Annotated in this window: 7 protein-coding genes; 4 read left to right on the top strand and 3 right to left on the bottom strand. The window is 40.5% G+C overall.

The annotated features are described in order from the left end of the window. The first annotated feature begins 44 nt into the window (after positions 1 to 44). From NOX80_RS12745 to NOX80_RS12760, 4 genes are all read left to right on the top strand, one after another. Positions 45 to 377: a ribonuclease Z gene (locus tag NOX80_RS12745; RefSeq protein WP_256550172.1), complete on the top strand. Its 333-nt coding sequence runs from the start codon at positions 45 to 47 to the stop codon at positions 375 to 377. A gap of 17 nt (positions 378 to 394) precedes the next feature. After that, positions 395 to 1300 (top strand): ribonuclease Z, encoded by a 906-nt coding sequence (locus NOX80_RS12750; protein WP_256550173.1) that lies wholly within the window; start codon positions 395 to 397, stop codon positions 1298 to 1300. Positions 1301 to 1363: 63 nt separating this feature from the next. Further along, positions 1364 to 2008 (top strand): pyridoxamine 5'-phosphate oxidase, encoded by a 645-nt coding sequence (gene pdxH, locus NOX80_RS12755; protein WP_256550174.1) that lies wholly within the window; start codon positions 1364 to 1366, stop codon positions 2006 to 2008. Between the two features lie 141 nt (positions 2009 to 2149). Beyond that, positions 2150 to 2638: a CAP domain-containing protein gene (locus NOX80_RS12760; RefSeq protein ID WP_256550175.1), complete on the top strand. Its 489-nt coding sequence runs from the start codon at positions 2150 to 2152 to the stop codon at positions 2636 to 2638. A gap of 90 nt (positions 2639 to 2728) precedes the next feature. Here the strand turns inward: NOX80_RS12760 and NOX80_RS12765 are convergent, their stop codons facing one another. Genes NOX80_RS12765 through NOX80_RS12775 form a run of 3 tightly spaced genes read right to left on the bottom strand, consistent with a single transcriptional unit; the run spans position 2729 to position 15625 of the window. Then, positions 2729 to 4648 carry an OmpA family protein gene (locus NOX80_RS12765; RefSeq protein WP_256550176.1) on the bottom strand — a complete coding sequence of 640 codons (1920 nt, stop codon included), beginning with the start codon at positions 4646 to 4648 and terminating at the stop codon, positions 2729 to 2731. Positions 4649 to 4659: 11 nt separating this feature from the next. After that, positions 4660 to 5574 carry a PorP/SprF family type IX secretion system membrane protein gene (locus tag NOX80_RS12770; protein ID WP_256550178.1) on the bottom strand — a complete coding sequence of 305 codons (915 nt, stop codon included), beginning with the start codon at positions 5572 to 5574 and terminating at the stop codon, positions 4660 to 4662. Between the two features lie 46 nt (positions 5575 to 5620). Then, positions 5621 to 15625, bottom strand: coding sequence for an HYR-like domain-containing protein (locus NOX80_RS12775; RefSeq protein ID WP_256550179.1), 10005 nt, complete (start codon positions 15623 to 15625; stop codon positions 5621 to 5623). Between the last annotated feature and the right edge of the window lie 7 nt (positions 15626 to 15632).

The following is a 15632-nucleotide window of genomic DNA, read 5'->3' on the forward strand; positions in this document are numbered from 1 at the left end:
TTGTAAGCTAAAAAAATAGTAAATTTGCATTTTATCACCAACGAATGAAAGTAGAAGAGAGAGGCCATACAATCGTTATCAAAGATACGGAAAGTAACGTACAGGCTTTTTTAGAAAAAGTTACAAGCCAGCATAACAGTTATAAAAACCACAATCTTGTTTTGGATATATCCCAGGATGAAACGGTGGATATAACATCCCTTAAATTATTTACCCCTTTATCAAAAAATCATAAAAAAGGGAAAAAGTCTTTTGTAATAGTAGCCAGTGCTATCGATTTTAATCGGGTTCCGGCATCATTACTGGTTGTTCCGACCTTATTGGAAGCGCATGATATGATCGAGATGGAAGAAATTGAGCGCGATTTAGGCTTTTAATCCCTAAAACCAGCTTCATGAAACTAACCATATTGGGCTGTTATGCAGCCACACCCAGAACTATAACCAATCCGACAGCACAAGTCTTAGAAATCAAGAACAGAATGTTTTTGATTGACTGCGGAGAAGGGACACAGGTACAACTTCGTAAAAAGAAAATCAAGTTTTCGAGGATTGAGCATATTTTTATTTCGCATTTACACGGTGATCATTTTTACGGATTAGTAGGATTGATTTCAACTTTTATGTTGTTAAACCGGGTTAGCGATCTGCATGTCTATGGTCCGAAAGGAATAAAAGAAGTTATTTTACTACAACTGCGCCTATCGGGATCTTACACCGGTTATAATTTGTATTTCCATGAGTTGGAAAGCAAGGAAAGCGAAGTGATATATGAAGATGAAAAAGTAAAAGTATCCACAATTCCTTTAAAACACCGTGTTTATACAAACGGTTATCATTTTCAGGAAAAAAATCCGGAACGGAAACTCGATATTAATGCCATTTTAAATTATGGTATTGAACAGTGCTACTATCAAAAAATAAAATACGGCGGCGATATCACTTTAGATGACGGTACGGTGATTCCGAATGAAAAAATAACTTTCGATCCAGAGCCGGAAAAGAGTTATGCCTTTTGTTCGGATACGGTTTACGACGAAAGTATTGTACCGTTAATTGAAAATACCACAGTATTATATCATGAGAGTACGTTTCTTGAAACGGAAGCCCATTTGGCTGAAAAAACATTGCATTGTACCGCAAAACAAGCAGCAAATATTGCTAAGTTAGCCAATGTAAAGCAATTACTGCTAGGACATTATTCGACTCGTTATGAGCAAATTGCCTTTTTTAAAGAAGAAGCTGAAACAATTTTCCCTAATGTACTGTTAAGTGATGATGGGAAAGTATTCGAATTCTAACGGACATTTTTGTACCGTTGTTTTAAGAATTTTATTTTAACTGTAATTTTAATACCGGAAATTATGAGTGATTTAAGTGATTATAGAAAATCCTACGAAAAAGCAGCTTTGCTGGAAAGTAATATACCGGAAGATCCAATTAATCTTTTTCAGCGTTGGTTTTATGAAGTGGAAGAATTCGGCGGAATAGAAGAAGTAAATGCAATGACGGTATCCACAATCGGTTTGGACGGATTTCCGAAATCGCGTATCGTTTTACTTAAAAAATTTAATGAAGAAGGTTTTATTTTCTTTACCAATTATAATTCGGAAAAGGGAAGGGCAATAGCGGCTAATCCGCATATTTGTTTGTCATTTTTCTGGCCAACAGCCGAAAGGCAGGTTATTATTAAAGGAATTGCAGAAAAAACGACTGAAATTATATCGGATAATTATTTTGACAGTCGGCCGGATGGTAGCAAACTGGGCGCTATTGCATCCGATCAAAGTGCCGTAATTCCATCCCGTGAATACCTGGAACAAAAACTGACCGAAATTGAAAAAAGCTACGAAGGGAAAACGATACCACGACCGGAACATTGGGGCGGCTTTTTGGTTCGACCGGTAGAAGTAGAGTTTTGGCAGGGACGTCCGAACCGACTTCATGATCGGATTCGTTATTCCTTAACAGCAGAATACGACTGGAAAATTGAAAGACTTTCCTCATAAAAAATAAGGCTGTAACCTACTGAATGTTAAAGTTTTAGTTCTTTTGTCGATTTTTTTTGCATGTAATCGATATTAGAATACATTTGCAGGGTCTTTTTATGGTAAAGGACAGCCTCAAATGTAACAGAACGATTAATGCCTATGAAACTATTTCGTAGCACATTCCTATTGATGTGCTTTTTAATGATGACTTCCTGTTCCACGGATAGTACTGAAGATACCGGTACGCAATATAAAGTGGTTAATGATTTTACGTATAATCAGGAAGAACTACAGATTGAACAAAAGATTAACGATTATCGTATTAGTAAAGGATTAAAGCCTTTAGAAGTGATCAATCATATATCGTATTTGTCGGAAGGACATGATGAATATATGATTTCAACCAAAACCGTAGACCATTCTTATTTTAGCGAACGGGAACAGAACCTGAAATCGACTCTCGGCGCCCGAAAAGTAGGAGAGAATATTGCTTATGGTTACGGAACTACGGCAGCTACTTTCAGTGCGTGGCTTAACAGCGATATGCACCGGATGAATATTGAAGGCGATTATACGCATTTCGGTATTGCTGTAAGAAAAGATGTAAACGGAGATATGTATATAACCAATATCTTTATTAAAAAATAACCAACCCAAATACCACAAAATGCAAAAGCATCCTTTATTAAAAAGAGGATGCTTTTGTCGTTTAAAGGGATATATAATGAAATGAACACTTTACATTTTTACAACGATAAATTCACTGCGTCGGTTTTGTTGATGCTCGGCTTCAGAACATTTTACACCATCGGAACAACGATTAACCAGTTGCGTTTCACCATAACCTTTTGCTGTTAGGCGACTTCTGTCAATACCGTGTTTAACCATATATTCTAATGTTGATTTAGCTCTTCTGTCCGATAGACGTTCGTTATATTTATGTGTTTGTCGGCTGTCAGTATGTGAGCGAATGTCGACTGTAATCGTTGGATGTTCTTTCATTACCGTGATCACTTTTTGCAGCTCAATTTCTGCATCCGGACGAATATTCCATTTATCCAGATCAAAATATATAATCTCAATATCCAGAACTTTAGCCAGATCGATACCCGGTTCTATCGGAATTACTTTTTTCTCTAAAGCAATGTTACGAGTTGTTTCACCGGATTTGGCCGGAATCATAACACTGACTTCCTGAGTTTGGTAACCATCATATTCAGCTCTGACGTAGTAATTTTTATCGCAATCAATGTTTTCAAAACGATAATTACCTCCGGAATCCGCCTGCATTGTACCAACCGGATTCATATTAGCATCAAAAAGAGAGACTTTAGCATTCGGAAGCGGAAGCCCGCTTTCTTTATCCGTTATAACACCTTTTAAAAGTTGTTCACAACGCAATTCGCGGAATTTATAAATATCATCCGATCCTTGTCCGCCATCCCGATTAGAACTAAAATACCCCATTTGTTGCTGACTGTCTAAAATCAGAGCAAAATCATCTTTAGGACTGTTTACAGGACTTCCCAGATTCTCCGGCGTACTATAACCGTCATTACGGATTTTAGACTTAAATATATCCAATCCGCCAATTCCCAAATGACCGTCGGAAGCGAAGTAAAGATCGTTTTTTAAAGAAACAAACGGAAACGTTTCGCGTCCTGACGTATTAATGGTTTTACCCAGATTCTCCGGTTTTCCATAAGTACCGTCACTGTTGATTGCCACTTTAAAAATATCCGAGTTGCCTAATGATCCCGGCATATCCGAAGAAAAATAAAGTAATTTTTCATCAGGGCTTAGAGCAGGGTGGGCCGTACTGTAATTATTGCTGTTAAACGGCATTTCAATTACGTTATCCCATTTACCGTCGACTAATGTCGCTTTATAGATTTTCAGTTTTACAACTCTGTCGGAACTTTTACCTTTTTTACCGTTATTATAATTGTTACGGGTAAAATACATCGTAGTACCGTCTTTTGTAAATACCGGAGTAGCTTCATGGAATCGGGTATCGATGCTTTCAGAAAACTTTTCAGCCGGTTCGAGAAAGCCGTCACTACCGATTTTGGCCGTATACAGTTTAGTAAAGTACTGATTGGTCCATTTGTGCTTGCGATGGAATACACCGCCGGTATCTCTGGCAGAAGCAAAAACAACACCTTCATTGAAAAAAGCCGCTCCATAGTCAGAGTATTTAGAGTTGGTTCCCGAGTTTTCTACCTGAAAGCGACCGGAATCCGTGCGCAATTTCTCAGCATAATCAGGATCTTTAAGCAGCTCATTACCGGCCGGATCATTCGTTTTCTGATAAAAAGTCTTTAGCATGCTATTGGCTTTATCATATTGACCAATTGATTTCAGCGACTGTGAATAGCGGAAATAATAGATCGGATCTACCGTTTGATTGAGCGCAAAAAGTTCACCGTACCATTTTTCAGCTTTATCCAATTCCCCGTTGAAGTAGTAGGCATTTCCCAGATTTTCAAACAGGTTCGCCGATTTATACCCTTTTTCAGCCACTTTTTCATAAACTTTGATCGCGTCTATATAGGCATATTGGTCGTATTTTTTATCCGCTTTGGTCATCCTGGCCTTTTGAGCCAAGACACCGGTAGCGCAGATAAAAGTTAGCAGAAGTATAGATATGCTTTTCATAATCGTATCATTTAGAAGAAACGTGGAGTTAATACCCGATTGTAGTTGTTGAAAAACTCAAAACGGAGGAAGATCTCATGCGACCCGGAATTGTAATTAGCAAGTCGAGTAGTCTCAGCATCATAGGCATAACCGATAAACCAGGAATCAGAAACCTGAAATCCGGCCAAAGCACTTACAGCGGCATCCCAACGATAGGCTACCCCAAGTGTCAATTTATCACTAATCAGGAAATTACCGGAAACATCAACCTGTAAAGGAGCGCCTTCAACCGCTTTTACCAGTAAAGCCGGTTTGAATTTCAATTCACTGCTAAAATCAAATACGTGCCCGGCTATAAAGTAATAATGCAAGCGTTCTTTAGTAACCGAAACCGAATTATCTTTATAGTGTTTGGTTTCCAGAAAATTCGGAACCGACAAACCGAAATACGTATTATCGGAATGAACATAAATTCCGGCACCCACATTCGGGCTAAAATCCATATCCAGATTTTGGAATTGCGGATCGCCCTGATGTTGAATGTTCAGTTTGTTAATATCCAGACTAAAAAGATTAGCAGTGGCTTTCAAACCAAAGGAAACCTTATAATCATCTGAAGCCTGAATGCTGTACGAGATATCAGCCGAAATATTATTCTCGGTAGCGGGTCCGATTTGATCATTAATAAATGATAAACCAAAACCGATATTAGAATTATTGATAGGTGTATTAATAGAAGCAGTAGCAGTTGTTGGTGCACCGTCTAAACCTACCCATTGCCGTCTGTACATACCGAATATACTCATCGCGCCACGCGACCCGGCATAAGCCGGATTAATAGTGATGGTATTGTACATATACTGCGTATATTGAGAGTCCTGTTGTGCATATCCAGCGGTACCGGTCAATATAAAAGCGAATAGTATTATTATATGTGTTTTCATATATCCTTAATTTAAATTGAACTAAGAATTAAATCAGTACTACTTACTATCGGTTAAGATATAAATAGCCTGTTTTAGTAAATTCGGTACCACTTTCATCTTTATATTTTAAGATGTAGAAATAAGTGCCATCCGGTAGTTCAGCCCCTTTGTTAAAGGTAGCACGTCCTTCTGATACGCCTCGGAATACCCGTGTTGTATTATCGTAACCATCTGTACTGAATACTAATATACCCCATCTGTTGTAAATTTCAACATTATTTTGAGGATAACAAGTAATTCCGTCAATAAAAAAGACATCATTATAACCATCATCGTTTGGAGATACGGCATTATATACATTTATTGAACAGGCCGGTAATACAATACATCTTTCGTGTACTTCTATATTGATCTCAAAAATTCGCGGACAGTCACCTTCAGTAAGCGTGTAACGTACAATATAGTTGCCCGGTGTTAGCTGACCTGCTGTAAAAATACTGCCTTCTAAAGCGGCTCCTGCATTTGGTGTAGACCATGTTCCGTTTTGCGGAGTTCCTTCCGGTAATACGCTAAACAGATTTACTGGTTCATCTTTAATACAAATGGCTTTGGCTATTACAGTCAACGGATTACTAATGGTTACATGAACAGTTTGTGTATAGGTTTGCTGATTAAAACAAGTATCACTTACTGTCCAGCTACGGATGATATCATAGGCTTCCGATGTTTGATTCGTGATATTTTCACTATAATCAACAGTTACTGTACTACCGCAATTATCGGTAAAAGTAGGTTCCGGAACCGGAGGTATATCAGCACAATTTGCGTTGACTTCAGCATCTAAAGTTGAAGTAAGCGATGGCGCTATATCATCTGAAACAGTGATCAACTGAATACTATTAGCAGTATTACCACAGGCATCTGTAAACGTCCAGGTTCTTGTAATAATATACGAATTCGGACAGTTACCTTGTGCAGTTACATCCTGACCTTGTACGGTAATTTCTCCCGAACAGTTATCATTCGCTGTTAAACTGATCATTGCAGGAACTTCGCCACCGCAGCTTACAGTTACATCAGCCGGAGCGGTTGGAACCACTGGTGCTATGTTATCATTAACGTTGATGTTTTGTGACACGCTAGAGGTATTACCACAAGCATCGGTAAAGGTCCACGTTCTAACAATAGTATACGAGTTCGGACAATTACCTTGTGTTGTTACATCCTGACCTTGTACGGTTATTTCTCCCGAACAGTTGTCATTAGCAGTTAAACTGATCATAGCCGGAACTTCGCCACCACAACTTACCGTTACATCAGCCGGAGCAGTTGGAACTACTGGCGCTACGTTATCATTAACGTTGATGTTTTGAGATATACTAGAAGTATTACCACAAGCATCTGTAAAAGTCCAGGTTCTAACGATAGTATAGGAATTCGGACAGTTACCTTGTGTAGTCACATCCTGACCTTGTACGGTAATTTCTCCCGAACAATTGTCATTCGCAGTTAAACTGATCATTGCCGGAACTTCGCCACCGCAACTTACAGTTATAGCAGCCGGAGCAGTTGGAACCACTGGTGCTACGTTGTCATTAACGTTGATGTTTTGTGACACGCTAGAGGTATTACCACAAGCATCCGTAAACGTCCAGGTTCTAACAATAGTATAGGAATTCGGACAGTTACCTTGTGTGGTTACATCCTGACCTTGTACGGTTATTTCTCCCGAACAGTTATCATTTGCTGTTAGACTAATCATTGCCGGAACATCGCCACCGCAACTTACAGTTACATCAGCCGGAGCGGTTGGAACTACTGGTGCTACGTTATCATTAACGTTGATGTTTTGTGACACGCTAGAAGTGTTACCACAAGTATCCGTAAACGTCCAGGTTCTTACGATAGTATAGGAATTCGGACAGTTACCTTGTGTTGTTACATCCTGACCTTGAACGGTAATTTCTCCCGAACAGTTGTCATTAGCAGTTAAACTGATCATCGCAGGAACTTCGCCACTACAACTTACGGTTACATCAGCCGGAGCGGTTGGAACCACTGGCGCTATGTTGTCATTAACGTTGATGTTTTGAGATACGCTAGAGGTATTGCCACAAGTATCAGTAAACGTCCAGGTTCTTACGATAGTATAGGAATTCGGACAGTTACCTTGTGTTGTTACATCCTGACCTTGAACGGTAATTTCTCCCGAACAGTTATCATTCGCTGTTAAACTGATCATAGCCGGAACATCACCACCACAACTTACAGTTACATCAGCCGGAGCGGTTGGAACCACTGGTGCTATGTTATCATTAACGTTGATGTTTTGTGACACGCTGGAGGTATTACCACAAGCATCGGTAAAGGTCCAGGTTCTAACGATAGTATAGGAATTCGGACAATTACTCGGAGTGGTTGCATCCTGACCTTGTACGGTAATTTCTCCCGAACAGTTATCATTCGCAGTCAAACTGATCATAGCCGGAACATCACCACCACAGCTTACGGTTACATCAGCCGGAGCAGTTGGAACTACTGGCGCAATGTTATCATTAACGTTGATGTTTTGAGATACGCTAGAAGTATTACCACAAGCATCGGTAAACGTCCAGGTTCTAACGATTGTATAGGAGTTCGGACAGTTACCTTGTGTCGTTACATCCTGACCTTGTACGGTTATTGCACCGGAACAATTATCATTAGCTGTTAAACTGATCATCGCAGGAACATCACCACCACAACTTACAGTTATAGCAGCCGGAGCAGTTGGAACCACTGGCGCTATGTTATCATTAACGTTGATGTTTTGTGATACGCTAGAGGTATTTCCACAAGCATCTGTAAACGTCCAGGTTCTAACGATAGTATACGAGTTCGGACAATTACCTTGTGTGGTTACATCCTGACCTTGAACGGTAATTTCTCCCGAACAGTTATCATTCGCTGTTAGACTAATCATTGCCGGAACTTCGCCACTACAACTTACGGTTACATCAGCCGGAGCGGTTGGAACCACTGGTGCTATGTTGTCATTAACGTTGATGTTTTGTGATACGCTAGAGGTGTTTCCACAAGCATCAGTAAAGGTCCATGTTCTAACAATAGTATAGGAATTCGGACAGTTACCCGGAGTAGTTGCATCCTGACCTTGTACGGTTATTGCACCGGAACAATTATCATTCGCTGTTAAACTGATCATTGCCGGAACATCACCACCACAACTTACGGTTATAGCAGCCGGAGCAGTTGGAACCACTGGTGCTATGTTATCATTAACGTTGATGTTTTGTGATACGCTTGATGTGTTGCCACAAGCATCCGTAAACGTCCATGTTCTAACGATAGTATACGAGTTCGGACAATTACCTTGTGTGGTTACATCCTGACCTTGAACGGTTATTGCACCGGAACAATTATCATTAGCTGTTAAACTGATCATCTCAGGAACATCACCACCACAACTTACGGTTATAGCAGCCGGAGCAGTTGGAACTACTGGTGCTACGTTATCATTAACGTTGATGTTTTGTGATACACTAGAAGTATTACCACAAGCATCTGTAAACGTCCAGGTTCTAACGATAGTATAAGAGTTCGGACAATTACCTGGAGTGGTTGCATCCTGACCTTGTACGGTTATTGCACCGGAACAGTTATCATTAGCAGTCAAACTGATCATCGCAGGAACATCGCCACCGCAACTTACAGTTACAGCAGCCGGAGGTGTAGGAGCTACCGGAGGTACATTATCATTTACTGTAAATGTAGCCTGAGTAGTCGATGTATTATTACAAGCGTCTGTTGCCGTAAAAATCACCGTTACACTATCAGAACAATTATTACCTAAAGTGCTAAAATTATTACTCCATTTTACCGGTCCGCAATTATCAGAAGCGACAGCTCCACCATTGGTATTTAACCAGTTTTGCAATTGCGTCTGGTTACCTTGACCATCACAAGTTACTGTCACATTTTGCGCTTGTGTAGTGATCATTGGAGGAGTATTATCCAGAACGGTAATGGTTTGTGTGTGAGTAGTTGTATTACCGCATTGATCAACTAAAGTCCAGGTTCTGGTAATAATTTTTGAACCGGCGCAATTGCCATCAGCAACGGCATCGGTATAAGTTGCCTGTAAACCGGTTGAACAGTTATCATTTTCATTAGTTACATCACCGGTAGTCGCAACTGAAGCATTATAATTACAGTTGGCATCAGCATAAATGGTTATGTCTGCCGGAGCTGTAAATGTTGGTGCTACGTTATCATTTACATTAATATTTTGAGATACGCTTGATGTATTGCCACAAGCATCGGTAAACGTCCAGGTTCTAACAATTGTATACGAGTTCGGACAATTACCCGGGGTGGTTGCATCCTGACCTTGTACGGTTATTGCACCGGAACAATTGTCATTCGCTGTTAAACTGATCATCGCAGGAACATCACCACCACAACTTACAGTTACATCAGCCGGAGCAGTTGGAACCACTGGCGCTATGTTATCATTAACGTTGATGTTTTGTGATACGCTAGAGGTATTTCCACAAGCATCTGTAAACGTCCAGGTTCTTACAATAGTATAGGAATTCGGACAATTACCCGGAGTGGTTGCATCCTGACCTTGTACGGTTATTGCACCGGAACAATTATCATTAGCTGTTAAACTGATCATCTCAGGAACATCACCACCACAACTTACGGTTATAGCAGCCGGAGCAGTTGGAACTACTGGCGCTACGTTATCATTAACGTTGATGTTTTGTGATACACTAGAAGTATTACCACAAGCATCTGTAAACGTCCAGGTTCTAACGATAGTATAGGAATTCGGGCAATTACCTTGTGTTGTTACATCCTGACCCTGTACGGTAATTGCACCGGAACAATTATCATTAGCTGTTAAACTGATCATCGCAGGAACATCACCACCACAACTTACAGTTACATCAGCCGGAGCAGTTGGAACCACTGGCGCTATGTTATCATTAACGTTGATGTTTTGTGATACGCTAGAGGTATTTCCACAAGCATCTGTAAACGTCCAGGTTCTTACAATAGTATAGGAATTCGGACAATTACCCGGAGTGGTTGCATCCTGACCTTGTACGGTTATTGCACCGGAACAATTATCATTAGCTGTTAAACTGATCATCTCAGGAACATCACCACCACAACTTACGGTTATAGCAGCCGGAGCAGTTGGAACTACTGGTGCTACGTTATCATTAACGTTGATGTTTTGTGATACGCTAGAGGTATTTCCACAAGCATCTGTAAACGTCCAGGTTCTTACAATAGTATAGGAATTCGGGCAATTACCTTGTGTTGTTACATCCTGACCCTGTACGGTAATTGCACCGGAACAATTGTCATTCGCTGTTAAACTGATCATCGCAGGAACATCACCACCACAACTTACAGTTACATCAGCCGGAGCAGTTGGAACCACTGGCGCTATGTTATCATTAACGTTGATGTTTTGTGATACGCTAGAGGTATTTCCACAAGCATCTGTAAACGTCCAGGTTCTTACAATAGTATAGGAATTAGGACAATTACCCGGAGTGGTTGCATCCTGACCTTGTACGGTTATTGCACCGGAACAATTATCATTAGCTGTTAAACTGATCATCTCAGGAACATCACCACCACAACTTACGGTTATAGCAGCCGGAGCAGTTGGAACTACTGGCGCTACGTTATCATTAACGTTGATGTTTTGTGATACACTAGAAGTATTACCACAAGCATCTGTAAACGTCCAGGTTCTAACGATAGTATAGGAATTCGGACAGTTACCCGGAGTAGTTGCATCCTGACCTTGAACGGTTATTGCACCGGAACAGTTATCATTAGCAGTCAAACTGATCATCGCAGGAACATCGCCACCGCAACTTACGGTTACAGCAGCCGGAGGCGTAGGAGCTACCGGAGGTACATTGTCATTAACTGTAAATGTAGCCTGAGTAGTCGATGTATTATTACAAGCATCTGTTGCCGTAAAAATAACCGTTACACTATCAGAACAATTATTACCTAAAGTGCTAAAATTATTACTCCATTTTACCGGTCCGCAATTATCAGAAGCGACTGCACCACCATTGGTATTTAACCAATTTTGCAATTGTGTCTGGTTACCTTGACCATCACAAGTTACGGTCACATTTTGTGCTTGTGTGGTGATCATTGGAGGAGTATTATCCAGAACGGTAATGGTTTGTGCATGAGTCGTTGTATTACCACATTGATCAACTAAAGTCCAGGTTCTGGTAATAATTTTTGAACCGGCGCAATTGCCATCAGCAACGGCATCGGTATAAGTTGCCTGTAAGCCGGTTGAACAGTTATCATTTTCATTAGTTACATCACCTGTAGTCGCAACAGAAGCATTATAGTTACAGTTGGCATCAGCATAAATGGTTATGTCTGCCGGAGCTGTAAATGTTGGTGCTACATTATCATTAACGTTGATGTTTTGTGATACGCTAGAGGTGTTGCCACAAGCATCGGTAAACGTCCAGGTTCTTACAATAGTATAAGAATTCGGACAATTACCCGGAGTGGTTGCATCCTGACCTTGAACAGTTATTGCACCTGAACAATTATCATTAGCTGTTAAACTGATCATCGCAGGAACATCGCCACCGCAACTTACGGTTACATCAGCCGGAGCGGTTGGAACCACTGGTGCTATGTTATCATTAACGTTGATGTTTTGTGATACACTAGAAGTATTACCACAGGCATCAGTAAACGTCCATGTTCTTACAATAGTATAAGAATTCGGACAATTACCCGGAGTGGTTGCATCCTGACCTTGTACGGTTATTGCACCGGAACAGTTGTCATTCGCTGTTAAACTAATCATTGCCGGTATGTTATTGCTACAAGCTACAGTTACAGCAGCCGGAGCAGTTGGCACTACTGGTGCTACGTTATCATTAACAGTGATGTTTTGTGATACACTAGAAGTATTACCACAGGCATCAGTAAACGTCCAGGTTCTAACGATAGTATAGGAATTCGGACAGTTACCCGGCGTGGTTACATCCTGACCTTGTACGGTTATTGCACCGGAACAATTGTCATTCGCTGTTAAACTAATCATTGCCGGTATGTTATTGCTACAAGCTACAGTTACAGCAGCCGGAGCCGTTGGCACTACTGGTGCTACGTTATCATTAACAGTGATGTTTTGTGATACACTAGAAGTATTACCACAGGCATCAGTAAACGTCCATGTTCTTACAATAGTATAAGAATTCGGACAATTACCCGGCGTGGTTACATCCTGACCTTGTACGGTTATTGCACCGGAACAATTGTCATTCGCTGTTAAACTGATCATTGCCGGTACGTTATTACCACAAGCTACAGTTACAGCAGCCGGAGGTGCAGGAGCTACCGGAGGTGTTGTGTCTTTTATAGTAATTTGTTGCGTGAAAATTTGATTACTACTACAAGGAGAGCTAATTGTAAATTTTCGTGTCACTACTATAGGGCAGGTTCCGGATTTTGTATCGACATACGAAATCGTATAATTTAAGGATTGGTTTGTAGTTGTTCCGCCTGCTGCAAGAAATTGCGCAAGACTAATACTTACCGGTGTTTCACTATATACCAGTCCGGTTATGGCAGCTGTACTACATCCTTCGAGCGTATAATTAGCCGGCGCTGTTAGTACAGGACTGGCAGAAATACTGATTTTAAAGGTGTAATAACAGTCATTACTTCCCGGAGGAATACCATAATAGGTTTGTGTTCCAACGGTTGCCGGAAACGGATTGGTAGCAGTATATTCGACAGTATTCGGACCTACCGGATAACTATTGTAAAAACGGGTTCCGGGAGGAAATGCACCACTTATTTGTGATACAGCAATACTTCCGGAAGTATTACAAAAGTTAAAGACAATCTCATCCGGTGTATTCTGACAATGGTTGGTTATATAATCCTGTGCGTTAATATTAACCGTTAACGGATCTTTTATCGGTTCACCCTGACATATTCCGGAAGCAGTATAGCCTTGAATAAAAGGTTTAGTCGAAACGGCAACGCCGGATATTGCACCAACACCGTTAATATAACCGTAAATCGTTATGGCAGGATTACAATGCGTATTTTTAAGAATACTACAATCTTCGGTAGCTTTAAGCTTAAAGGTAAACTCACCCAAAACGTCAGACGGATTGGCAGGAAGCGGTAATGTTCCTATATTCCATATTATAGTACCGTTAGCACCCTGAGACGGATTAAATGATACTGCATTTGGAGTAGGAGCCGGACTGAAAAAGACAGCACCGGAAGCACTTCCGTTTACATAGCTGGCGGTAAAAGGAACCGGGATTTCTAAAGTCGCATTATTAATGGCTTCAGATCCTTCATTTAAAACTTTTATTTTGTATACGATTTCCTGACCCGGTTGTGCCGTTAACGGAAGGCTGGCAGGATTACCGTTAATGGTTGTAACAGAAGATATACCTTGCGGTTGCGGTATATACGCATCAACCGACATGGCTATTGTAAAAATAGAGTAGGTATCCTGTGTTGTTCCATACCGGAATTTGGTTGAAGTCTGGTTATTGGTAATTACACTGTTACTCGCGTTTGGTATCGTAAACATACTAATATCCAATCCGGTATTATTTAACAAGTTCGGATTTCGGGTGTTACCACCTGTTAGAATCGATGAATTGAAAAAGTTGGTTGTCGAATTTCCGGAATGATTTAAATCCAGCCAGCTGTTGTCGCTTTGTTTTTGTATGCTGAAATAATCACCGCTAATACCGCGATCACCTTCACCGGCCATTAATCCCAGTTTAAGATTAATCGGACCTGTCTGAGCGGTATTAAAACCGGATACTGGCAATTCAAAACTGGTTGTATTGCTTCCGCTTACATATGCATGACCATCAAAAACGGTTACATCTCTCCATTTCATTTTTGAGTTTTCGTAGATAACAATCAAACCCCAACCACCATAGTATCCTACAGAGCCTCCGTTTCCTTCTACCATGGCTACATCGGCAACAGTATAGGCTCCCAATCCGTATTGTTTTACATAATCGGTTACTTCAGCGTAAGCAGAATAAATAAAATCATCGGAGCTGTTCGGATAATAGATATCATTTGTATTGGCTGTAACCGGGGTATAACCGGATGCTCCGGGACCTTGTAATAAAACTTGTCTTTTGTTAAAGTTTTTGGTAACCGAAACAGTTGTTGCAATGGTACCGCTTACATTGGTATAAGCAAAGGAAGTCGACTGATATTCTGATGTAGATCGGTTTTGTCTGGAATCTCTTTCTAATCCGTTTACGGTAAGTGTAATACCTCCGGATTCTGTGTATACGGTTACCGGATCAAAAGTAACTACTCGTGTATTGCCGGAATTACTTACAACCTGATTAGTCGGATTCACCCAACTACCGCTGTTAACACGATAACGGATATAAGGTGCTGAATTCTGAAATTCAAATTGAACATTGTCTCCGTTTCCGGTGAATTCATACCGTACATAATAGCTGTTATTATTACCTTGACGGGAAACATTCATAGAATATTGTGTATTGGTCACCGTATTATTATGACCAACCGTCTGATTGTTATTTACAGCTTGCGGCGGACCGGGAACGTTTTTAGTTACCGAAAAAGTATCCGGACTGGAACTGCTGTTAGAAGCCCGGGCTGACCAGTACAATCCTGCATAAATAATTTTAGAACAGTTTGGAACAGCACCGTTTTCGGTCGAAAAATTCAGTGTGGCTGAAGAAGAGTTAAACGTATTGTTATCACTGTCAACATCCACATATTGCATATCGTTATTACTGTTGTTCGTGTTATCCCCATAGTTTACCAATGTCAGGTTAGTATTCCCGATCATGGTAAAATCTCCCTGAATATTATAAATCTTTTTGGTGGGAGTATATTGTGAAGTTCGCTGGGTAAACGGAACCCGAACCTGAGAAAACATTCCGGTAGCAGAAAGAGCCAAAAGAAGTGTTAGTACAAGTTTGGAGGTAGGAGCCGATATGATACTACTTAATTGTGTAAAGTTTCTCATAATCTTA

Source organism: Flavobacterium cerinum (assembly GCF_024496085.1).
GTDB lineage: Bacteria > Bacteroidota > Bacteroidia > Flavobacteriales > Flavobacteriaceae > Flavobacterium > Flavobacterium cerinum_A.

Bases quoted from the DNA above. Each gene is read 5' to 3' on its own strand.
- NOX80_RS12745 (WP_256550172.1), top strand. From the start codon at position 45: ATGAAAGTAGAAGAGAGAGGCCATACAATCGTTATCAAAGATACGGAA.
- NOX80_RS12750 (WP_256550173.1), top strand. From the start codon at position 395: ATGAAACTAACCATATTGGGCTGTTATGCAGCCACACCCAGAACTATA.
- pdxH (WP_256550174.1), top strand. From the start codon at position 1,364: ATGAGTGATTTAAGTGATTATAGAAAATCCTACGAAAAAGCAGCTTTG.
- NOX80_RS12760 (WP_256550175.1), top strand. From the start codon at position 2,150: ATGAAACTATTTCGTAGCACATTCCTATTGATGTGCTTTTTAATGATG.
- NOX80_RS12765 (WP_256550176.1), bottom strand. From the start codon at position 4,648: ATGAAAAGCATATCTATACTTCTGCTAACTTTTATCTGCGCTACCGGT.
- NOX80_RS12770 (WP_256550178.1), bottom strand. From the start codon at position 5,574: ATGAAAACACATATAATAATACTATTCGCTTTTATATTGACCGGTACC.
- NOX80_RS12775 (WP_256550179.1), bottom strand. From the start codon at position 15,625: ATGAGAAACTTTACACAATTAAGTAGTATCATATCGGCTCCTACCTCC.